The sequence below is a fragment of the Allobosea sp. LjRoot9 genome, from assembly GCF_964252745.1.
In the GTDB taxonomy this organism is placed as follows: Bacteria; Pseudomonadota; Alphaproteobacteria; order Rhizobiales; family Beijerinckiaceae; genus Allobosea.
The window spans coordinates 878,707-900,427 of record NZ_CAXUPC020000001.1 but is presented as its reverse complement, the minus strand read 5'-3'; the positions used below and the strand labels follow the sequence as shown (position 1 = coordinate 900,427).

22 protein-coding genes are annotated in these 21,721 nt (G+C 64.7%); 7 read left to right on the top strand and 15 right to left on the bottom strand.

Going from position 1 to position 21,721, the window contains the following annotated elements; all coding sequences use genetic code 11:
• Positions 1 to 123 precede the first annotated feature (123 nt).
• On the top strand, positions 124 to 1,083 hold the full coding sequence (locus ACSQ3P_RS04260; RefSeq protein WP_436164386.1) for a DMT family transporter: 960 nt from the start codon (positions 124 to 126) through the stop codon (positions 1,081 to 1,083).
• Here the strand turns inward: ACSQ3P_RS04260 and ACSQ3P_RS04255 are convergent.
• From ACSQ3P_RS04255 to ACSQ3P_RS04220, 8 genes are all read right to left on the bottom strand, one after another.
• Complete coding sequence (locus ACSQ3P_RS04255) at positions 1,006 to 1,791, bottom strand: hypothetical protein (RefSeq protein ID WP_436164385.1); 786 nt, start codon at positions 1,789 to 1,791, stop codon at positions 1,006 to 1,008. The genes ACSQ3P_RS04260 and ACSQ3P_RS04255 overlap by 78 nt on opposite strands.
• On the bottom strand, positions 1,788 to 2,939 hold the full coding sequence (tgt, locus tag ACSQ3P_RS04250) for a tRNA guanosine(34) transglycosylase Tgt (protein ID WP_436164384.1): 1,152 nt from the start codon (positions 2,937 to 2,939) through the stop codon (positions 1,788 to 1,790). Before tgt ends, ACSQ3P_RS04255 begins: the two co-directional genes overlap by 4 nt.
• 77 nt (positions 2,940 to 3,016) lie before the next feature.
• Positions 3,017 to 3,364: an ArsC family reductase gene (locus ACSQ3P_RS04245; protein ID WP_436164383.1), complete on the bottom strand. Its 348-nt coding sequence runs from the start codon at positions 3,362 to 3,364 to the stop codon at positions 3,017 to 3,019.
• Positions 3,365 to 3,381: 17 nt separating this feature from the next.
• The gene (locus tag ACSQ3P_RS04240) at positions 3,382 to 3,879 is read right to left on the bottom strand and encodes a peptide deformylase (RefSeq protein ID WP_436164382.1); all 498 of its coding nucleotides are present in this window, start codon (positions 3,877 to 3,879) and stop codon (positions 3,382 to 3,384) included.
• Between the two features lie 260 nt (positions 3,880 to 4,139).
• Positions 4,140 to 5,288, bottom strand: coding sequence for an NAD(P)/FAD-dependent oxidoreductase (locus ACSQ3P_RS04235; RefSeq protein WP_436164381.1), 1,149 nt, complete (start codon positions 5,286 to 5,288; stop codon positions 4,140 to 4,142).
• A gap of 8 nt (positions 5,289 to 5,296) precedes the next feature.
• Positions 5,297 to 6,661, bottom strand: a complete 1,365-nt coding sequence (locus tag ACSQ3P_RS04230; protein ID WP_436164380.1) for an FAD-dependent oxidoreductase — start codon at positions 6,659 to 6,661, stop codon at positions 5,297 to 5,299.
• A complete protein-coding gene (locus ACSQ3P_RS04225; protein WP_436164379.1) occupies positions 6,654 to 6,968 on the bottom strand; it encodes a (2Fe-2S)-binding protein in 315 nt (104 codons plus the stop codon). Before ACSQ3P_RS04225 ends, ACSQ3P_RS04230 begins: the two co-directional genes overlap by 8 nt.
• A gap of 97 nt (positions 6,969 to 7,065) precedes the next feature.
• A complete protein-coding gene (locus ACSQ3P_RS04220; protein ID WP_436164378.1) occupies positions 7,066 to 7,890 on the bottom strand; it encodes an IclR family transcriptional regulator in 825 nt (274 codons plus the stop codon).
• Positions 7,891 to 8,015: 125 nt separating this feature from the next.
• Here ACSQ3P_RS04220 and ACSQ3P_RS04215 point away from each other — a divergent pair, with 125 nt between their 5' ends.
• The 6 genes from ACSQ3P_RS04215 to ACSQ3P_RS04190 are packed head-to-tail and all read left to right on the top strand — an operon-like array spanning position 8,016 to position 15,408.
• Positions 8,016 to 8,789, top strand: a complete 774-nt coding sequence (locus ACSQ3P_RS04215) for an enoyl-CoA hydratase/isomerase family protein (protein ID WP_436164377.1) — start codon at positions 8,016 to 8,018, stop codon at positions 8,787 to 8,789.
• A gap of 60 nt (positions 8,790 to 8,849) precedes the next feature.
• Positions 8,850 to 9,917 carry an ABC transporter substrate-binding protein gene (locus tag ACSQ3P_RS04210; protein WP_436164376.1) on the top strand — a complete coding sequence of 356 codons (1,068 nt, stop codon included), beginning with the start codon at positions 8,850 to 8,852 and terminating at the stop codon, positions 9,915 to 9,917.
• Positions 9,918 to 9,931: 14 nt separating this feature from the next.
• A complete protein-coding gene (locus ACSQ3P_RS04205) occupies positions 9,932 to 10,999 on the top strand; it encodes an ABC transporter ATP-binding protein (RefSeq protein ID WP_436164375.1) in 1,068 nt (355 codons plus the stop codon).
• Entirely contained in the window at positions 10,996 to 12,753 is a 1,758-nt protein-coding gene (locus ACSQ3P_RS04200) for an ABC transporter permease subunit (RefSeq protein WP_436164374.1), read from the top strand. The genes ACSQ3P_RS04205 and ACSQ3P_RS04200 overlap by 4 nt, the downstream gene beginning before the upstream one ends.
• Before the next feature lie 29 nt (positions 12,754 to 12,782).
• Positions 12,783 to 14,312: a class I adenylate-forming enzyme family protein gene (locus ACSQ3P_RS04195; RefSeq protein ID WP_436164373.1), complete on the top strand. Its 1,530-nt coding sequence runs from the start codon at positions 12,783 to 12,785 to the stop codon at positions 14,310 to 14,312.
• A 1-nt stretch (position 14,313) separates the two neighbouring features.
• Positions 14,314 to 15,408, top strand: a complete 1,095-nt coding sequence (locus ACSQ3P_RS04190) for a hypothetical protein (RefSeq protein WP_436164372.1) — start codon at positions 14,314 to 14,316, stop codon at positions 15,406 to 15,408.
• A gap of 98 nt (positions 15,409 to 15,506) precedes the next feature.
• Here ACSQ3P_RS04190 and ACSQ3P_RS04185 read toward each other — a convergent pair whose 3' ends face one another.
• From ACSQ3P_RS04185 to ACSQ3P_RS04155, 7 genes are all read right to left on the bottom strand, one after another.
• Complete coding sequence (locus ACSQ3P_RS04185; RefSeq protein WP_436164371.1) at positions 15,507 to 16,787, bottom strand: NAD(P)/FAD-dependent oxidoreductase; 1,281 nt, start codon at positions 16,785 to 16,787, stop codon at positions 15,507 to 15,509.
• Positions 16,784 to 17,074, bottom strand: a complete 291-nt coding sequence (locus ACSQ3P_RS04180) for an encapsulin (RefSeq protein WP_436164370.1) — start codon at positions 17,072 to 17,074, stop codon at positions 16,784 to 16,786. The genes ACSQ3P_RS04185 and ACSQ3P_RS04180 overlap by 4 nt, the downstream gene beginning before the upstream one ends.
• Positions 17,075 to 17,197: 123 nt before the next feature.
• Positions 17,198 to 17,452, bottom strand: coding sequence for a DUF2171 domain-containing protein (locus ACSQ3P_RS04175; protein WP_436164369.1), 255 nt, complete (start codon positions 17,450 to 17,452; stop codon positions 17,198 to 17,200).
• Between the two features lie 685 nt (positions 17,453 to 18,137).
• Positions 18,138 to 18,821, bottom strand: coding sequence for a helix-turn-helix domain-containing protein (locus tag ACSQ3P_RS04170; RefSeq protein ID WP_436164368.1), 684 nt, complete (start codon positions 18,819 to 18,821; stop codon positions 18,138 to 18,140).
• Between the two features lie 75 nt (positions 18,822 to 18,896).
• Positions 18,897 to 19,295, bottom strand: coding sequence for a response regulator transcription factor (locus ACSQ3P_RS04165; protein WP_436164367.1), 399 nt, complete (start codon positions 19,293 to 19,295; stop codon positions 18,897 to 18,899).
• Positions 19,296 to 19,392: 97 nt separating this feature from the next.
• Positions 19,393 to 20,025, bottom strand: a complete 633-nt coding sequence (fixJ, locus tag ACSQ3P_RS04160; RefSeq protein WP_436164366.1) for a response regulator FixJ — start codon at positions 20,023 to 20,025, stop codon at positions 19,393 to 19,395.
• Positions 20,015 to 21,556 carry a PAS domain-containing sensor histidine kinase gene (locus tag ACSQ3P_RS04155; RefSeq protein ID WP_436164365.1) on the bottom strand — a complete coding sequence of 514 codons (1,542 nt, stop codon included), beginning with the start codon at positions 21,554 to 21,556 and terminating at the stop codon, positions 20,015 to 20,017. The genes fixJ and ACSQ3P_RS04155 overlap by 11 nt, the downstream gene beginning before the upstream one ends.
• Positions 21,557 to 21,721 lie beyond the last annotated feature (165 nt).

The following is a 21,721-nucleotide window of genomic DNA, read 5'->3' as shown; positions in this document are numbered from 1 at the left end:
CCGCAAAGTCTCTGCTGCACTGCGAAAAAATCGCACAGCTCCCATGCATCCCACCATCTAACGGGCGAGCCGACCGGCGCGGTAACAAGGGGCATGCACAAGGTCCTGCCGCTTTCGGAGTCCATGCTGGCGCGAGATCGCCAGCGCTGGCGGCTCGCCTTCGGCGGCATGGTCGTGGCCATGGTGATCTTCGGCGCGAATTTCGTCGTCAGCCGGCACGCCATCCTCAACGGACTCAGCCCGCATGACCTGCTGGCGCTGCGCTTCGGCACGGCCGGGCTCATCCTGCTGCCGACTTTCCTCTCAGGCGGCCTCTCCACTTGCGGAGGCGTCGGCTGGGGCCGGGGCGCCACGCTCGCGATCATGAGCGGGCTGCCGATGAGCTATCTGCTGCTGACCGGGCTGACCTATGCGCCGGCAGCCCATGGCGCGACGATCGGCCCGGGACTGGTGACCGTGATCGGCATCGTCGGCGGCGTCATCCTGTTTGCCACGGCGCTGACGCGGCAGCTCTTCCTCGGCATCGGTGCGGTGCTCTTCGGGCTCGCCTGCCTCGCCATCGCCGGCAGCACACACACCAATCCCACGATCCTTCTCGGCGATCTCTGCTTCCTCGGCGTCGGGCTGATCTGGGGATGCTACCCCTTGCTGATCCAGCTCTGGCGCGTCGATGCGCTGAAGGCGACCGCGATCGTCTCGGTGCTGTCGATGGTCTACCTGCCCTTCTATGCGCTGTTCTATTTTCGCGGCTTCGATGTCGCGCCCTGGTGGGTCATCGCGCTGCACGGCATCAATCAGGGCGTGCTCAACGTGATCCTGGGCCTGTGGATCTGGAGCTGGGCGGCGCGCGTGCTGGGCCCGGCCGTGGTTGGCCGTTTCCCGCCGATGATCCCCGTCATCGGCACACTGCTGGGCATCCCCGTCCTTGGCGAAATCCCGAGCGGTCTCCAGATCGCCGGCATCGGGCTGATCATCGGCGGCTTGTTCGTCGCCTCCTGGCGGCGCTCAGCTCCGACTGCGCTTGAGCCGCATCAGGCCGAGATTCCAGACTATGCAAATGGCGAGCCCCAGCCCCAGCGATAGGCCGGAACCGAGCGCCACGGCACTCAGATGGACGCTGCCGATCGCCAGCCCGAAGCCGATCAGCCCGAGCGCGCTGTTGGCGATGACGGCCGCCATGGCCGGCCCGCCGATGCGCGGCTGAAGCATCGCGATCATGCTCGACAGCACGACCGGGAACGCCGCGAGCACGCCCGACCAGGCCGGGCCGACATGGCTGCTGAGTGTGGTGACCGTGCCCGCCAGCATGGCGACGGCGCCCGCGCGCAGCGGGATCGCATACCAGGTCCGGGCTGACACCGCCTTCGGCCGCGCCGCGAGATAGGGCCGGAACAGCAGGTGCAGCGCGCCGAAGCCGACCACCGTGGCGCAGACCAGAACAATGAAGGACGGCTCGAGCGCCCGTAGCGTCATCGCAGCCACCAGCCAGGCCGCCAGCGCCGCACCGAGGCTGAGCAGCGTGCCAAAGCGCTGCGCCAGCAGGACATAGGCCAGCGACAACCCGGTATTGGCGAGATTGGCGGACATGCTGCCAAGCGCACCAGCCGCCAGGAAAGCGGGCTCGTGCTCCAGCGCGAGGAAGACATAGACCGGCCCCGCCGAGATCGGCAGCGTCGCGATCATCGCCGCGACCATCGGCCCGGAACGCTCGGCCAGCAGCGAACAGCCGACGACGACCGACGCCGCGACCGCCATCTTGGCGAATAGCAGGACGAACCAGGGATCGATCACGCCGGCTCGCCAGAGGTGTCTCCCCGCGCCCAGCCTTCCTTGGTCTCGGCGATGAAGTCCTGGAGCCGCCCCTCAGCGATCGCGGCGCGCAGGCCCGCCATCAATTCCTGATAATAAGCGAGATTGACCCAGGTCAGCAGCATCTTGCCGAGCATCTCCTCGGCCTTGACGAGGTGGTGCAGATAGGCACGCGCATAGCCATTTGCGGCTTGGCAGGACGATTGCGGGTCGATCGGCCGCGGATCCTCGGCATGCTTGGCGTTCTTCAGGTTCATCCGGCCAAAGCGCGTGAAGATCTGGCCGTGGCGGCCGGCGCGCGTCGGCATCACGCAGTCGAACATGTCGATGCCGCGCGAGACCGCCTCGACGAGATCGTCGGGCGTGCCGACGCCCATCAGATAGCGCGGCTTCTCCACCGGTAGGTGCGGCTCGACCGTCTCGATCATCGCCAGCATGATGTCCTGCGGCTCGCCGACGGCGAGGCCGCCGATGGCGTAGCCCTTGAGATCCATGGCGACGAGTTCGCGCGCACTCTCGATCCTGAGCGCCGGCACCGCCCCACCCTGGACGATGCCGAAGAGCGCGCGCCCTGCCGGATTGCCGAAGGCCGCCTTGCAGCGCTCAGCCCAGCGCAGCGACAGGCGCATCGCCTTTTCCGCCACCTTGTCCTCGCAAGGCAGCGAGACGCATTCGTCGAGCTGCATCACGATGTCGGAGCCGAGCAGGTCCTGAATCTCGACCGAGCGCTCGGGCGTGAGCACATGCTTCGAACCGTCGATATGCGACTGGAAGGTGACGCCCTCCTCCGTCAGCTTGCGCAGCTGGGAGAGCGACATCACCTGGAAGCCGCCGGAATCGGTCAGGATCGGATGCGGCCAGTTCATGAACTTGTGCAGGCCGCCGAGCTTCGCCACGCGTTCCGCGCCCGGCCGCAGCATCAGATGATAGGTGTTGCCGAGCACGACATCGGCGCCGAGCGCCTTGACCTGTTCGGGGTACATGCCCTTGACGGTCGCGGCGGTGCCGACCGGCATGAAGGCGGGCGTCCGAATGACGCCGCGCGGCATGCGGATCTCGCCGGTGCGGGCCGCACCGTCGCGGGCGGCGAGATGGAAGCTGAAATCGGTTGTCGTGGATTGGAAGGTCATGGCCTGCGAGTTAGCCCAGCACAGCGCCTGACGGAAGTGCGGTGCGCGCTGGGCCGGCGTGACGCAACGGCTCGGCCTCAGCCCAGCGCGCCTGCATAGACCTCCGGCTTGAAGCCCACCAGCGTCTTGCCGCCGAGATCGAGCACCGGGCGCTTGATCATCGAGGGTTGTGCCAGCATCAGCGCGATCGCCCTCCCGGCATCCAACCCCTGCTTGTCGGCATCAGGCAAAGCGCGAAAGGTCGTGCCGGCACGGTTGAGGACTGTTTCCCAGCCATGCTCATCGACCCAGCGCGCCAGGGAGGCGCGGTCTATGCCGCTCGCCTTGTAGTCGTGGAAGGCATGGGCGACGCCCCGCGCCTCCAACCAGTTGCGCGCCTTCTTCATCGTGTCGCAGTTCTTGATGCCGTAGATCGTGATTGTCATAGCCGCCTCGAATCCCTTCAGCGCCGTGCCAGCTTCTCATAGCGCTTGATCAAGCGCTCGCGCTTCAGGCGCGAAAGCCTGTGAATCCAGAACATGCCGTCGAGCTGGTCGATCTCGTGCTGGAGACAGACCGCGAGCAAACCCTCAGTGTCCTCGGACCGCTCGCTGCCGTCCTGGTCCCGGTAGCGGACCGACAGCTTCGCATGCCGCTCGACCTCCTCGGTCACGCCGGGCATGGAAATACTGCCCTCCTCATGCCGGATCATCTCCCGGGAAGCCTGAACGATCTCAGGATTGACATAAACCCGGACGCCATCCGCAGCGGCCAGCTCGATTACGACGACGCGCCGCGCGCAGCCGATATGCGGGGCCGTGATGCCTATGCCGGGAGCCGCCCGCATCGTATCGACGAGATCATTGACGAGCGCGCCGAGCTCCTCGTCGAAATCAACAACCGGCTCGGCCGGCACACGCAGCCGCGCATCGGGATAGCCGACGATCGCACGCACCGTCATGGCGAGCAGACCGCTTCGCGTCCACCCGCAAGCCGCATCATCTCAACCCCGTTCGACTGTTCAAGAAGCATTGCAACCTGTTGAAATATCGTACCATCTGAGCCGGGCTGACTGCTTGAGCATCACCGCTACGGCCAGCGTTCCGGTAGCCCCGGCCCTCCCAGGCGTCTAGTCGGAATTTCATTGGCGCTCAATAGCCCGGGCCTTCGCATTGGCGCGCTTTGCAGGCCCAGATTGCTTCAATCTCCACCCTCGCCGCGTCACGCGCCGTCGAATTCCTTCCGGAACTTTTCGCTGACCGCGACGCTCTCGCGGAACCGACCGATCGAGAAGGGCTCGAGCGGCGTCGGTGTCGCCCCGTCGACGATCATCTCGCTCAGGCAAAGCCCGACGCCCGGCCCGATCTGGAAGCCATGGCCGCAGAAGCCGAAGGCGTGGAACAGGCCCGGCACCGTCAGGCTCGGGCCGATCACCGGGATCATGTCGGGCAGATAGCCCTCGATTCCCGACCAGACACGGATGACGTGGCACTGCGCCAGGATCGGAGCGACCCTGGCGAGCGCGCGCATCGCCGCCAATGTCTTGGCCGGAGGGACCGGCGCGCGATGATTGACCTGATCGGCCACCGTGCGCGGATAACCCGCGAGGATGATGTTGCCGCGCGGGATCTGCCGGAAGATCACCGAGCCGTCGATAGACTGGATCGAAGGCTCGATCAGATAGGGAAAGGGCTCCGTCACGAATTGCGGTGGGCCGGCCGGGACAATCGGTGCGGTCTCGCCGAAGCGCTCGGCGATTGCGACCGCCCAGGCGCCCGCCGCATTGACGAGAGCGCCACAGCTCCAATGCGCGCCATCGGCCGTCTTCACCGAGAAAGCGTCGCCGCTGCGCTCCACATCGGTGACGCAGGCATTCTCGATGATGGTCACGCCCAGTGCTCGTGCGGCACGCGCGACGGCTGGCGTCACCAGCCTTGGATTGGCCGTTGCGTCGCGCGTAGAGAAGGTCGCGGCGACCGCCCGCTCGCTCAGCCAGGGCCAGCGCTTGCGCAGCTCGCATGGTCCCAGGCGCTCGATGGCGAGGCCATGGGATTCGGAGACCTGCGCATAGCCTTCGAGCTTCACTCTCTCCTCGTCGTCATAGGCGAGATAGAGATGGCCGGTCTGCGCGAACTCGCAATCCTCGCCGATCAGGGCCTCGATCTCCTCCCACAACGCCTGGGCGCGCAGCGAGAGCGGGTATTGACCGGGAAAGCGGCCCTGGAGCCGCAGATTGCCGAAATTCGTGCCGCTCGATTGCGCGCCGACGACGCCTTTCTCGATCAAGACGACGCGCTGCTTGCGCCGGGCCAGGAAGAAGGCGGCCCAGACGCCGATCAAGCCACCGCCGACGATCACAACATCCGCCATATGCCTGCTCATGGCGCTTCGCCCGCCACGCAGAGCGCGATCGGCTTGACCGGCGCCTGCGCCCGCAGCCGGCCGGCCTGTTCGCCTGCGATCCCGGCTGCGCCCGCGACGATCTCCTGCAACGCCGGGCCGCAGACACGGCCCTGGCAGCGCCCCATGCCGCAGCGTGTCATCGCCTTGACCCGGTTGATTTCGACCGGGCCGAGCTGCTGCGCCATCGCCTGCCTGACCTCGCCGATGCGGATTTCCTCGCAGCGGCAGAGCATCACTTCATCCGGCAAGGCGCGGATCTGTGCGACCGGCCAGGCGAAAGCTTTCGCCAGCCCCTTCTGGAAGCCGCGCAGCCGGGCGAGCTTGCGGCGGAGCGCAAGGCGCGCCCGCTCATCGACCGGCTCGCCCAAATCGGCGAGCACCGCCATCGCCGTGAGCCCGCCGCTGGCCTCGGCCGCGTCGGCCCCGCCGATCGCCGCGCCGTCGCCGGCGAGATAGAGACCCGGCGCGGCGCGGCCATCAGCGTCGCATTGCGGCAGCCAGAGCCGGAAGGCCTCGTCAAAGCGAAGCGTCGCGCCGGCGAGCTCGGCCAGTTGCGTCTCAGGCTTAAGACCATAGCCCAGCGCAATGGCGTCGCAGGGGAAATGTCGCTCGCGCCCGCGCCAGTCGCGCAGGATCAAGCCTTCGACATGGCCGTCGCCGACCACCTTAGCCGGTGTCACACCATGCAGGACCGGACCGCCTGCCAGCATCGCACCGCCCAGATAGGACAGGCCGCGCCACAGCGTGCGCGGCGAACGAGCCAAGGCCGGCAGCGCCGCCAGCTTGCTCGCGAAAGGCGTGGTGTCGGCAATGACCACCACCTCGCCGCCAAGCTTGCGGTATTGCGCCGCCGCGAGGGCCAGCAGAGGCGATGAGCCGAGGAAGGCGACACGCCGACCGATCAGGCAACCCTGGTCCTTGAGCGCGACCTGCGCCCCACCGAGCGTGAACACGCCCGGTAGCGTCCAGCCGGGAAGCGGCGCGATCTTGTCCATGGCGCCGGTTGCGAGAACGAGCGCGTCGAAACGCAGCGTCGAGGCAACACCCGCTTGGACCAAATGGAGCGTACAGCCCTCGACCGCCCAGACCAGCGTCTGCGGACGATAGTCTATCTGCGGCAGCAGCCTGGCGAAGCGGGCGTGCAGCGCCTCGTATTTGCCGGCCTCCGTGCCCATCAGCGCCGCCATGTCGAGGTCGAGACCAGGCGACGGTCGGCGATAGCCCTGGCCGCCGGCCTGCCGGCCCTCATCGACCAGCACCACGCGATGACCATGCGCGCAAAGCCGCTCTGCGGCATTGATGCCGGCCGGGCCGGCGCCGACGACAACGATCTCAGCCACGCAAGGCATCCAACCCTGGCGGCTGGCTGCGCAAGACCATGCCCGCTGCCACGTTGGTGGTGCAGGCGCGCAATCGCCCACCCGTATCCGACCAGACCCAGCAATCCTGGCAGCCCCCCATCAGGCAAAAGCCGGCGCGTGGCTCGCTGCCGAATTCCGTGCGCCGCAAGAACGAGCGTTGCGTCAGCAGAGCGGCGAGCAGGCTCTCGCCTTCGGACGCCTCCACCGCCTCTCCGTCGAATTGGAGCGTGATGCGCGGCCCTTGCCGCGACACGGCCCGCACGAACTGGCCGGCGTGATCATCCATCCCCGTCTCCGCGCCATTCTATTGCAATGCAATAAGATAATGCGGATGATGATAGGCACGTCGTCAACCTGTCAAGCCGCGTGCCGCGCAGCCTCTCTCAGACCCGCGAGATCGCGTGGGCGGTGGCGATGATCAGGGAGGAGTAGCGCGTCACGACCTCTTCGCGGCTGTAGCGCGAACACGACACCGCGACATTCACCGCCCCTTCGGGCCGGCCGCGATGATCGAGGATCGGCGCCGCGATCGAGGCGTCGCCTAGATAGAACTCCTCGAAGGCTGTCGCGTAACCCTGTGCCCTCGCCTCCCGGATCTTGCTCACCAGGCTCTCGCGCTGCCAGGTCGTGGACGGCGTATGGGGCTGCAGGTCGGAGCGATCGATAATCGCCATCGCTTCGGCCTCGGGCAGCCGGGACAGCATCGCGATGCCAGGCGCCGTGCAATAGGCCGGCATCCGCGTGCCGATGATGACATCCGTGTTCAGCACATGCCGGCTGAGGAAGCGCGAGACGAAGATGATCTCGGTGTCCTCGAGCATGGTCAGATTGACCGTCTCCTCGGTCTCCTTGCTGAGATGCATCAGATAGGGCATCGCCCGATCGACCAGGCGGCTGCTGCGGAAGAAATGGTAGCCGAGGTCGAGCGTCTTGGCGGTGAGCTCGAAGCGCTTGGTCTCGCTGTCCTTGCTCAGGAAGCCGAGCTTGACCAGCGTATGCGTGAAGCGCTGGGCCGCGCTCAGATCCATCCCGGTCACGGATGCGACCTGCGACAGGTTCAGCGTCGGATGCTGACGGCCGAAGGCCGAGAGCACCCGAAAGGCCTTCTCGACCGACATCACCATCAAGGCGTCGTCTTTCCTCTCGGCCTTATCGTCCGAGGTGGCGGCGCGTTTGCGGCCGGCCGGGCTCGCGTCAAGCGTGGACATGCAGGTCTTCTCCTTCCCCGGATCAATGGCCGCGACCACCCCGGTTGACAAGGTAACCTCATTGGCGTTGATTGAATAATAGAAATTATCGCATTGTAATAGAAACTCATCAGGAGACGGAATCCATGCAGGCATTCGTTCTAAGCGAGGTTCGCGGCCCGGTCGGGATTCTGACGCTGAACCGCCCTGAGGTGCTGAATGCGTGGAACGCACCGATGCGGGCGCGACTGGTCGAGGCGCTCGATGCGCTCGAAGCCAATGAGGCGGTGCGCGCCATCGTCCTGACGGGCGCTGGCGACCGTGCTTTCGGGGCCGGCCAGGACCTGAACGAGACCAAGACCTTCGATCCCGACCGCGCCGAACTCTGGATGGGCGAGTGGGAGCGCCTCTATGATCGGCTGCGCTCGCTCTCCAAGCCGCTCATCGCCGCGCTCAACGGCGTCGCCGCCGGCTCGGCCTTCCAGGTCGCTTTGCTCTGCGACCTGCGCATTGGCCATAACGGCGTCACCATGGGCCAGCCGGAGATCAATTCCGGCATCGCCTCGGTGACCGGCCCCTGGATCATGCGCGAAATGATCGGGATCGCCCGCACCATCGACCTGACCCTGACCGGGCGGATGATGGATGCCGACGAATGCTTCCGGATCGGCCTGATCAACCGGATCGTGGCGAAGGAGACGGTGATGGAGGCGGCGCTGGCACTCGCCACGGAGCTCGCCGGAAAGCCACCTGTCGCGATGCGTCTCAACAAGGCTCGCTTCCGCGAGGTTACGGAGGAAAGCTTCCGCGAGTGCCTCCAGGCCGGCATCCGCAACCAGCGCGAGGCCTACGCCACCGGAGAACCCGCCCGCATGATGGAAGAATTCCTCGCAAAAAGAGCCGCGCGGAAGACAGCCTGAGCCTGACGTCACGATCACCCATGGGGAAATTGCGGAAAACCGCTTGAAGGGGAGATGTCCATGACCAGTAAGACGATGATTCCGAACCGGCGCGACCTGCTTCAACTGGCAGGTGGCGCGGCCGCCGGAGCGATGCTCGCACCCGCCTTGATCGGGCGTGCCAATGCGGCGACGCAGATCACGGTCGCCGATCCCGGCGGACCTTTCGGTCCCGCCTTCCGCAAGGCCTTCTACGATCCCTTCGAGAAGGCGACCGGCAACAAGGTTGTCAACGTCGCCCGTGAAGCGGAGCCGACCGCCCAGTTCAAGGCGATGGTCGAGACCAAATCCTACACATGGGACGTGTGCACGCTGACGCTGTCGGCGCGCGACATCCTGGCCTCCCAGAATCTGCTCGATCCGATCGGCTTCTCCCATGCCGACGTACCGCAATTGATGCCGGAGGCGATTTCGGACAACTTCATGGGCACGGACGTCTATTCGACCGTCCTGGCCTATCGCACCGACCGGGTGAAGAACGCGCCGACGAGCTGGACCGACTTCTTCAACGTCGAGAAATTTCCGGGCCGCCGCGCCCTGCGCAAGAACCCGATCGACTCGATCGAGCAGGCGCTGCTCGCCGACGGCGTGCCGCTCGACAAGCTCTACCCGCTCGATATCGAGCGCGCCTTCAAGATGCTCGACAAGATCAAGCCGCATATCGCGGTCTGGTGGACCGGCGGCGCCCAGTCGACGCAATTGCTGCAGAGCGGCGAGGTCGACATGATCCCCGGTTGGAACGCGCGTTTCCAGGCCGCAATCGATGGCGGCACGCCGGCCAAGATCGTCTGGAACCAGGGCCTTTACTCGATCGAGGGCTGGGCCATGCCGAAGGGCGGTCCGCGCGCCGAGGCAGCGCGGCAGTTCATCAAGTTCTGCTCTTCGCCGCAGGCGCAGGCCGTCTACACCGAGATCCTGGCCTATGGGCCGACCAATCTCGACGCTTACAAGACGATTCCCGCCGACCGCGCCAAATCGCTCCCGACCGCGCCGGACAACCTCAAGCTGATGGCGATCGCCAATGAGGGCTGGTGGAGCGCCAACCGCGCCGCCGTGACCGAGCGCTTCAACGCCTGGCTGCTGACCTGAGACCGGTGACTGTGGTGGCGATCCAGCCTCACGGCGGCGAGAGGCCGTCCAAGCTCGTCGTCGAGGGACTGTGCAAGCGCTATGGCGCGACCACGGCCCTCGAAGCGAGTTCGCTCAGCGTCGGTGAAGGCGAGTTCCTCACGCTGCTGGGCCCCTCGGGCTCCGGCAAAACGACGTTGCTGCAGTTGATCTGCGGTCTCGTGGAGGCCAGCGAAGGCCGCGTGATCATCGATGGGCGCGACCAGTCGCGCACGCCGGTGCATCAGCGCGACATCGGGCTGGTGTTCCAGCACTACGCGCTGTTCCCCCATCTCACGGTTGCCGAGAACATCGCCTTTCCGCTCAAGATGCGCGGCAGGGCGGCAGCCGAGATCACCAGGCGCGTCACTGATACGCTCGAGATGGTCCATCTCGGCCATCTCGCCCAGCGCTTTCCGCGCGAATTGTCGGGCGGACAGCAGCAGCGCGTCGCGCTCGCCCGCTGCTTCGTCTACCAGCCCTCGATCATCCTGATGGATGAGCCGCTGGGCGCGCTCGACAAGAAGCTGCGCGAGCACATGCAGATCGAGATCAAGCGGCTGCATCGCGAAAGCGGCGCGACCATCGTCTATGTCACGCATGATCAGGAGGAGGCGCTGGCGCTCTCCGACCGGATCTGCCTGATGAACCATGCCAAAATCGAGCAGCTCGGCACGCCGCGCGAGATCTATGAGCGGCCGCGCACCGCCTTCGCAGCCGACTTCATCGGCATTTCGAACATCTTCCGGGGCACGGCGACCGCCAATGGCTCGCTCGAAACCGCGCATGGCCTTTTCGCCCTGCCCGATGGCGCGCATTGCGACAATGGCAAGGGCGCCCTGGTGATCCGCCCCGAGCATCTGCATCTCGGCACCGAGGTCGGCAACAGCGTCACCGGGACGGTCAGCGAGATCGTCTATGCAGGTTCGGAGACACGGATCATCGCCAGGCTCAGCGATGGCGCCGCGCTCGTGCTGCGCCTCGGCCCCGGCGAAACGGTTCCCGGCCTCGACGAGCGCATCGTCGCCGGCTGGCAGCGCGACAAGGCGGTGCTGGTGTCATGAGCGGCACGATCGCAGCTAGGCAGCATCGGACGGGTTGGCGACTGCCGCGGTTGGGCCCGCTCTGGCTCGCGCTGCCTGGCGTCATCTTCCTCTGCGTCTTCTTCGCCTATCCGGTCGCGCAGCTCCTGGGCTTGAGCCTTGTCGATCCCGCGACCGGCGCCTTCTCGACGGCGACCTATCAGCGTATCGCCGGCACGGATGTCTATCTGCGCGTCCTCGGCATCACCTTCCGCATCGCTGGCTACACGGCATTATATTCGCTGCTGATCGGCTATCCCTTAGCCTATTGGCTGGCGCGCCTGCCTGACATGTTCCGCGGCCGCATGCTGCTCTTCGTCATGGTGCCGTTCTGGACGAGCTATCTCGTCAAGACCTTCGCCTGGATGATCGTGCTCGGCCGCGGCGGCATCATCAACGCGCTGGCGACGGGTTCGGGGATCGTCGATCAGCCGCTGGCGCTGCTCCACAATGAGTTCGGCGTCATGGTCGGCATGGTTCACGCCATGGTGCCGCTAGCGGTGATGACGCTTCTGCCGGTCATGGCCGGCATCGACCGGCGCCTCGTCCAGGCGGCGCAGACGCTCGGGGCCTCGCCGGCTCATGCCTTCTGGCTGGTCTATTTCAAGCTCTCGCTGCCTGGCGTCGCCGCCGCAGGACTGCTCGTCTTCATCTCCTCGCTCGGCTTCTTCATCGTGCCGGCATTCCTCGGCGGTCGCCGTGAGACCATGCTGGCGCAGCTCATCATCACCCAGATCCAGGAACTGCTGAACTGGCCCTTCGCGGGAGCGCTCGCGGCCATGATGCTTGCAACCGCGCTGATCTCCTGCTGGCTCTATGACCGGCTCTTCGGCCTCTCGACCATTGCGGGCGGCTCCGCACAGGTCAGCACGGGACGCGTCCGCGATCTCGGCCTCGTTATCCTCGGCTGGATCGCGGCGTTGGCGGGCAAGCTCGCCGCGCTGACCCGCATGGTTCTCGGCAAGCGCGGCAGCGGTCTGATCCTGCCGCTTTTCGCCTGGGTCACGATCGCCTTCCTCGTGGTGCCGACACTGCTCGTGATCCCGCTCGCCTTCACCTCCTCGCAATTCCTCGAATTCCCGCCGCCGGGCTATAGCCTGACCTGGTTCGAGACCTATTTCGCCTCGCCGCTCTGGATCCAGGCAACGATCCGCTCCTTCCTCGTCGCCTTCGCCACCGCGGTCGCCGCAACGATGGTCGGCGGCTTCACGGCGCTGGCGCTGGCCAACAGCCGCACGCGTTGGGGCGGGCTTATCTTCGCTTTCTTTCTCGCGCCGATGATCGTGCCGCGCATCGTGATCGCGGTCGGGCTGTTCTATTTGTTTGCCCGGATGGGCCTGATCGCGACGGATCTGGGCCTCATCATCGGCCATACCGTGCTGGCGATCCCGTTCACGCTCGTCACCATCGCCGCCGTGCTCAAGAGCTACGACCAGCGTCTCGACCAGGCCGCCGCCACGCTCGGCGCCAATCGCCTGCGCACCCTGGTCGGTGTGACGATTCCCTTGGTGAAAGGTGGCCTGGTGGCCGCCTTCCTCTTCGCCTTCATCACCTCCTTCGACGAGCTGACGATCGCGATCTTCGTCAGCGGCGGCATCAAGACGACCCTGCCGAAACAGATGTGGGACGACATGATCCTGCAATTGAACCCGACCCTGGCGGCCGTATCCGTTGTCGTCTTCGTGGTGGTCACGGTGATGCTCGTGACTGCAGAACGCTTCCGCCGCGCGCCTTGAACCCGATTTGCGACGATCCAGAGTGTCCCATGCCTTTCGATGATGACGGCTTTGTCGGTCTGCTGAGCGAACGCGCCCTGCGCGATCCCGACGGGACCTATGCCCGCTTCAATGGCGAACCGGTGAGCTATGGCGCGCTCGACCGGCAGGCCTGCGCCTTCGCGGCCTATCTGCGCGCAAGCGGCATAGCGCCCGGTGAGCGCGTCGCGGTGATGATGAGGAACAGCATCGCTGCGATCGCCTGTGTTTTCGGTCTGGCCAAGGCTGGCGTCGCCTGGGTTCCCGTCAACGCGCAGCAGCGCGGCGACGGGCTGCGCTATCTGCTGAGCCATTCCGGCCCGCGACTCGTCATCGCCGACGAGGACCTCGCCGCGCTCGTCTCCGAGGCGCTGCCTGCGAGCGATGCGCCCGCGATCCTCGTCCACGGGCCGACCGGCGGTCTCGACGCCATCCTCGCCGGGGAGAGCGCTTTCGAGCAGCCGCCGCCGGCGCCTGATGCGGTGTTCGCGATCATGTACACATCGGGCACCACGGGTCGTCCCAAGGGCGTCATCGTCTCGCATCGTATGCTGCGGCTGGCGGCCGAGGGCGTCGGCCTCGTCTCCGCGGCGCAGGCGGGAGAGGTACTGTTCGTCTGGGAGCCGCTCTATCATATCGGCGGAGCACAGCTCCTGCCCCTGCCGATGATCCGCGACGTCACGCTCGCCATGGTCGAGCGCTTCAGCGCCAGCCGCTTCTGGGCGCAGGTCAAGGCCGAGGGCGCGAGCCATATCCATTATCTCGGCGGCATCCTGCAGATCCTGCTGAAGCAGCCGCCCGGCCCGCTCGACCGCGATCATGGCGTCCGCATCGCCTGGGGCGGCGGCTGCCCGCCCGATATCTGGCCGCAATTCCAGCAGCGCTTCGGCGTCGAGATCCGCGAATGCTACGGCATGACGGAAGCCTCCAGCATCACCACCTGCAACGATAGCGGCGTGGTGGGCTCAGTCGGTCGTTGCATGCCATGGTTCGGCGTTGCGCTGCTTGGCCCTGACGGCCTCCCCGTAGCCACCGGCGAGCGTGGCGAGATCGTTGTCGAGACCACGCTGTCGGGCGCGATCTTCCCGGGTTATCTCAACAATCCCGAGGCTACTGCAAAGGCGCTGCGCAATGGCAGGCTGCACACCGGCGATCTCGGCTCCTTCGACGCCGACGGGAACCTCTATTTCCACGGCCGCATGACCGACAGCGTGCGGTGTCGCGGCGAGAACGTCTCGGCCTGGGAGGTCGAACATGTCGCCGCCGAGCACGAGGCGGTGGAGGATTGCGCCATGATCGGCGTCGCAGCCGATATCGGCGAGCAGGACATCAAACTGTTCGTCAAGCCGAGCGAAGGCGCGATTCTCGATCCTGCGACCCTGTCGGAGTGGCTCGGCCGTCGGCTCGCCCCCTATCAGAACCCGCGCTACATCGCGCTGGTCGACGAGTTCGAGCGCACGGCAAGCCAGCGCATCATGAAACACAAGCTGTCGCCCCGGCTCGATGATTGCTGGGACCGCGCAGCATTGGCGGAGCGCTGAGATGGCTGCCTGCGACATCCTGATCTCTGGCACAGGCGGCTTTGCCGCGCGCATCGCCTTCGACATCGCCGCGACGGCGGAGCAGCCGGTGCTTGTCACCATTGCCGGCCGCAATCAGGAGCGGCTGCGCTGGCTGCGCACAGCCGCCAACGCCCGAGCTGCCCTGTTCGGCAAACCGGCGCGCTTCGACACATATGCGATCGACCTGCTGGCGCCCGACGCTGCCGACGCATTGCTCGCAGCGACCGGCCCGCGCATCCTGGTGCAGGCCGCCTCGATCCAGACCTCGCAGGTCATCGCCCAGCGCGGCAATGCCTGGACCCGCCTTGTCACTGAGGGCGGCCTGAGCGCGACCGCCGTCTTCCAGGCCCTGATCAGCGCCCGTGTCGCGGCGGCGATCACGCGTTCGGGCGAGCCGATCACACTCGTGAACTGCAGCTTCCCGGATGTCGTCAACGGCATCATCTCGGCGCTCGGCCACGACGTCGCCTGCGGCATGGGCAATGTCGCCATCCTGTCCAATGTCTTCGCCGGCTCGGCTTCGGTTCCCGCCGGCGCGGAGATCAAGATTCTCGCCCATTATCAAAACCTCGCGGCCTGGCGACGCCCGCCGGCGCAACGGGGTGGAACGCCGCCGCGCGTCTGGATCGACGGCAGTGAGGTCGACGATGTCTTCGCGCGCTTCGCAGACATCCAGTTGACGCCGGAGCCGGTGATCGAGATTTCCGGCGCCAGTGGCGTGCCGATGCTGCTCGCCATGGCGGCAGGCCGGGAGTGGCGCGGCCATGTCCCGGGGCCAAACGGCCTGCCGGGCGGTTATCCCGTGCGATTGAGCGAGGGAACACTGAAACTCGATCTGCCGGCGGGGCTTGCCCAGGAGGAGGCCATAGCCTGGAACGCGGCGTTCGAGCAGGAGAACGGTCTGGTGGTTTCACCGGCTGGCGAGGCCCGCTTCACCGGCGTGCTCCACGAAAGGCTGGCGGCGCAGTTGCCCGAACTCGCAACCGGCTTTCGGGTCAGCGAGCTGGAGAGCCTGTGCCAAACCCTGCTCGGCATCAGGGATCGGCTGATGAACATGGCTTCTGATGATTGCTAGAGCGATGTCCGATCCACTTGGATCGTTCAATTGCTCCAGATCTTTGTTTTAATGCGTTGTCCTCACGCGAACCGGTATCCGCTTCGCTCGACAACGCTCTAATTCGGCGCTCCGCTCTTCTTCACTTCGCCTTGCGTGATGAGGCGGGCGCTGCGCTGCCCGCTGATATAGATCCACAGCCAGCTCAAAGCGACGGTGAGACGGTTGCGCAGCCCGATCAGGAAGAAGATGTGCGCGATGCCCCACATCCACCAGGCTAGGCGCCCTTTCAGCTTGATCCAGCCGAAATCGACGATGGCCGCGCGCTTGCCAATCGTCGCGAGATTGCCGGCGTTCTTGTATGTGAATGGCTGCGGCGCGGCTCGATCGCTCAACCGGGCCTTGATCACCTCGGCGACATAGACGCCCTCCTGTTTTGCCGCCGGCGCGACGCCGGGAACAAGCTTTCCATCCGCCGTGGCGACATGGGCGGTATCGCCGATCACAAAGATGTTCGGATGCCCGGGAAGGGTGAGGTCGTCCTCCACAAGAACCCGCCCTGCCCGGTCGGCGGGCGCATTCAGCCAATCGGCCGCCGGCGAGGCCGCGACGCCCGCCGCCCACAAAATCGTCCTTGCCGGGAGAAACTCTTCACCGAGCTCGACACCGTCCTCGCCGCATTTTGAAACAGCGTGCCCGAGCTTGATCTCGACTCCGAGACGCGTCAGCGCCTGGTGGGCGTAGGCCGACAGATCCTCGCTGAAGCCGGAGAGGACGCGCGGACCGGCTTCGATGAGGACGACACGTGCGCCGCGCGTGTCGAAATTGCGGAAATCGGCGCGCAGCGTGTCCCGGGCGAGCTCGGCGATCGTGCCGGCGAGCTCCACGCCGGTCGGGCCTGCGCCGATGATCACGAAGGTGAGGAATGTGGCGCGGCGGGCTTCATCCGTTTCCCACTCCGCCTGCTCGAAGGCCGACAGGATGCGACGCCTGATCTTGGTTGCATCCTCGAGGGTCTTCAGACCAGGCGCATAGGGTTCCCACTCATCGTGGCCGAAATAGGCATGGCGCGCGCCGGTCGCCAGAATCAAGGTGTCGAAAGCGATCGCCGGCTCACCGTCCAGCAGAACCTCTTTCTCCCAGATGTTCACGCCAACGACGCTCCCAAGCAGCGTCGTGACGTTCTTGTGCCTGTGCAACAGAGAGCGGATCGGCCAGGCGATCTCCGATGTCGCGAGCGAGGCAACCGCCACCTGGTAGAGCAGAGGCTGGAACAGGTGATGATTACGCCGATCGATGACTGTCATGCGCACCGGCGTGCCTGCAAGATCGCGCGCCGCTTCAAGGCCGCCGAAACCGGCCCCGACGATGACGACATGATGTGCGGACGGAGCAGTCATGGGTTCACCGGCGCCGGGATAATGGAGGCTTCTGACGTTAGCATCCGGAACGTAAAAGTCTCCTGCAGATGGAGCTCGACCATTGCGCCGGAGTGGCTGAGATAGGCGATCGAGATCTCCTGACCGATATCGAGCTCGAAATCGCCGCCACGGGTCGTCAGCACGAAGCCGCCTTCGATCGCCGGCGCCCAGATGATCTCTCCATCCACCACAGGCTTGATGTGATGGAGGAGTGGATCCCCCCTCTGCTCGCGGCGGTATAGGTCTCCGCCCCCGCACGAGCGCATAAGAGCCTTTGCCCCGGCAAGCAGCAGTTGGCTGACCGCTGGCGCATCAGGTCGAAGGGTACGCGCAACTCGACCAGCGCCTTGACGTCTCGCTGCGCAGCCGATGCGACTGCCTCGAGAGGATCAGAGATCCACCGGCCGCCCGGACTTTTCTTCCTCGAGGGTCACAGCGATATCCGCATTCGCGGAGAGGCGAACCTTGTTCCCTTCGACGCCAGCCACGAAGCCGGCCTCGATGTAATGATGATGGCCTTCATGCTTCCCGTAGCTGTCGCTCATCTTGAGCTTGATCCGGTCACCGTCGAAGCGATCGACCGTCCCGACATGCACACCGTCGGCTCCGATGACCTCCATGTTCTCCTTGACGCTGTCTTTCATCGCGGGCTTCTCCCTGGTGAGTGTTGGTCGATCATGAAGCCGTGCCGGATATGCATAGCCGCGGCAGGAAACGCGTCGATCGGCGCGAGCAAGGCTGTAACCCCCGACCGGTCAGGCCAGTTCCAACTCATCCTCGTCCACGGTCTCCGGCTTCTTTCCGTTGAAGGTCAAGCCGTCGCGCCCATCGCCTGCAAGGGTCATCTCGGCCAATGGATCTTGTGCTGAGCTCTCCGTTCATCGACTGCATGCGGGCGGCCTGGGATAGCGTCGTTTCACGCGACCTTGCTGGGCGAGCCGGAACGAAAACGGCTCCGCATCATTGCGGAGCCGGCTTCCATCGAGAGCTACGGGTGGACAGAGGGGCCGCAACGCGTCACGGCAGGAACAGTATCAGTTCGGTCGCATCAGGCATCTAAGTGTGAAGGCGACCTCTCGCGCCTGTCGCCCGTAGTTCCGGCAAGAAGGCACAAGGCCATCCAGCCGGGGACCGGGAGATACGCGTCACGAACATCGGGCCCCACTCCCTCCGTTGTGGTTTTGGCGTTCGGCGCCGCTGATTGGATCGCGCGCGGCTGCCCAGGCCAGTTGGGGACATGGGGCGCTTCGCCGACTGCCGAATGTCGCGCCTGGTCAGTTACTTGCGCCTCGCTGGTCAGCTGTCGGGCCATCGACATCGATTTGGCTTTCATGAGTCAAGGCGCCTGAGTGCGGAGATGTTCTTCAGGATGATCGAGCGACGATGCGCGGGCAGTTCGATGTAGCGAGCTCGCTCCAATTGCGTCAGCGAGCGTGAGACCGTCTCAATCGTCAGGCCGAGATGGTCCGCGATATCAATGCGCGACATCGGCAGGTCGACACACCCAAGCCCCGAAAGCCGATCCGAGATGTCGAGGAGGAAGGTTGCCAGTTTTTCAACGGCGCTCTTGCGCCCCAGCAGCATGATGTGAGCCTGCGCGCGCTCCAATGCCTGCAGCATTGCCCCCATAACCTGTTGAGCGAATTCAGGATCATCAGCTGCAAGTTCGGCCAGCTGTTGATGGCGATACTGCAACAACGTTACGGGCTCGACGGCATCAGCACTCATGCTCCGCACCTCGCCCGTTTCAATTCCGAAGATGTCGCCAGGCACGTGGAAGGCGTCGATCTGGCGGCGACCATCGCTGAGGACGCGGTAAGTTCGGACGGTCCCCGTCATGACACGATAATAGGACTGCGCTTGGTCGCCCTGGGCAAAGATACCCGCTTCCTTCGCGAAGCTGCGCCGAGCCTCGTTCGGCGCCGATGCTGGACGGGCCTCGGATTGCCGCGTAGCGCCTCGAGCCATCCACGACGGAAATTGCATGACATGGGGTGCGGAAATTGTTTGCATGGCGCCCTCTGCAGATGGTTGTGTCTTGCAGAAGAGCTACCGTTTCGCGCTTTCCGGCGAAATTCAGATGCTGTCCTAAGGGATGTTCCTGAGGGCCGTGCGCTTGGAGGCAAGGGCGGTACGGATGGTCTCGACGAGGGAATCATCCTGCAGAGGTTTTTCAATCACTTGATTGAAGCCGGCCTTGCCCGCCTTTCGGCGAATGTGATCCGAAATCCGGCCTGTCATCAGGATTGCAGGCAGGTCGACATGGCGCGTGCGTAGGTGCTCGACGAGCTCAATGCCGTTCATCCCGGGCATGTTGTAGTCAACAATCAGGCAGCCCCGGGTCGGCATGTTCGGCTCGGCGAGAAGCTGAGCGCCGTCGCAATAGGCGCGTACCTGCAAGCCCTCGATCTCGAGAACGAATTTCAGTGACTGCCGAACCGCATCGTCGTCGTCGACGACGATGACCGGCCCTGTGTCGGTTGACATCGTTTGGCCCTATCCAATGCCATCGGACACAGCACGTGCCAGATAGTCATGCCGGATTGGACCAGAAGCGCCAGGATTTCCAATTCAGGGAAACCCCTTATGGTCTCATGGTCGTTTCGCCGCCACTTTCGACCAATAGGGCGAAGCGTACCAATTCGGAGAGGCTGCCCGCGTGCATCTTCGTCATGACATTGGCACGATAGATCTCGACCGTCCGTGGGCTGATGTCGAGTTCGAAGGCGATGACCTTGTTAGCCTTGCCGGCAACAAGTCGGTTGAGAACCTGCTTCTCCCGTTCGGATAAGGATTTGAGCCGCCCCGCTATCTCGGTCGATTGAGCTTGATGTTGCGTTTCGCGCAGGTGCCTATCAAGGCCGATGCGCACCGCCGCCAGCAACAGATCGTCATTGAAGGGCTTCTCGATGAAGTCGATAGCCCCCTGTTTCATCGCCTCGACCGCAAGTGGCACATCTGCGTGCCCCGTCATGACGATCACGGGCATTGTGAAGCCGCGGGCTTTCAGCCGGCGCAGGAACTCGATCCCATCGATACCCGGCATCCGGACGTCGGTCAGGATACACCCGGTCAATCCATCTTCCACCGTGGCGAGAAACGCGGAGGCTGATTGATGAAGTCGGACGGGCAAGCCATCCGACGCAAGGAGAAACGACAGGGACTGCCGTACGGCCAGATCGTCATCGACGACATGAACGATCGCTTCATTTCCCATCGGCCATTTCCTCGGGATCTACAGATCGCAGGGTGAAGCTGAACGTCGTGCCCGTCCCCGGAATCGATGTGACCCAGATACGGCCGCCATGCGACTCGACAATGGTCCGGCAGATCGAGAGACCAACCCCCATACCCTGTTTCTTTGTCGTCACGAAGGGCTGAAACAGCTGGTCGGCGATGTCGGGGGAAATGCCGGCGCCAGTATCAGATACGGAAACCTCGACGAATTTCTCCGAAAGATCGGCTCGTGTTGCGACGACGAGTTCCCGGCGCGGTCTGTCCTGCATCGCCTCAATAGCATTGCGGATCAGATTCAGGAGAACCTGCTGGATCTGGATTCGGTCGACGAGCACGAAGGGCGCGCTCTCGTCGAAGCGATATATGATCCGAACGCCCTTCTCCTTGGCCCCGACCAGGGCGAGCGCGCTGGCTTCCTCGATCAGCTTGGGAAGTGCCTCGACATGCCGCTCGCTTTCGCCCCGCGCCACGAATTCCCGCAAGTGCCGGATGATTTGACCGGCCCGAAGAGCCTGATCGGCGGCCTGGTTGACGCCGTCGCGCAGGAGCGCAACCTGGTCTCCCTCCATGCGCTGCAGGATGCGGTGGCACCCCTTCAGGTAGTTTGCGATCGCGGTGAGCGGCTGGTTGATCTCGTGGGCGAGCGTCGATGCCATCTCACCCAGCGCCGTGAAGCGGGACACATGAACGAGCTCGGCCTGAAGCTCCTGGAGGCGCGTCTCAGTCTGTTGCCGTTCCGTCAGATCCCGAATGAAGCCGGTGAAGTAGCGGCTGCCGCCCGAGTGCATTTCGCCGACCGACAACTCCATCGGAAAGGTAGAACCGTCCTTGCGCTGGCCGACGACGACGCGGCCTGTACCGATGATCCTGCGTTCGCCGGTAGTCAGATAGCGATGCAGGTATCCATCATGTTGCTCACGATAAGGTCCCGGCATCAAAATCTTGATGTTCTTCCCCACGACCTCTGCCGGCTCGTAGCTGAACTGGCGAACCGCTGCGGTACTGAAAGACTGGATTATGCCCTGTTCGTCGATGACGATCATGGCGTCAGGAATAGTCTCCAGAATGGAACGCAGGTGGGCTTCGCGCGCTTTGAGCCTGCCCTCGGCAGCCATCTGCTCGGTGATGTCGCGCATCACCTTGGCAAAGCCGTAAATGGCGCCGGAACGGTCGCGCAATGGCGTGACGGTCACATGCGCGGGAAAGTGCGATCCGTCTTTGCGAACGCGCAGACCATATTCCTCGGTCCGTCCGGATTGCCTCGCCTTTCCGAGCTCGGACTCAGGCTTGCCTGCCGAGATATCATCGGGCGTAAAAAAGGCCGAGAAATGCCGGCCTAGCATTTCATTTTCGCGCCATCCGCTGATGCGCTCGGCACCCGCGTTCCAGCTCGCAACCAGGCCGTCCGCATCGATCATGAGCAAACCGATATCGGAGACCGCCTCTACCAGAAGCTCTGCGGGAGACGCGAGCGTCTGAGCCCCGGATCCCGCCTCGGTATCGCTGGCCAAACAAATCTCCAATGCCGGAGCAAAACGGTGTCCGACTGAACGCGGATGTCCTAGTGGAATCCGTCAGGCGACATCCGTCAAGCATTGGCCTGTTCTCTGGCAAGATCGCAAGCTCGGTACGCTGACAAAGCGCATTCCGATTCCCGGCACAGCTTTGAGCCCGTC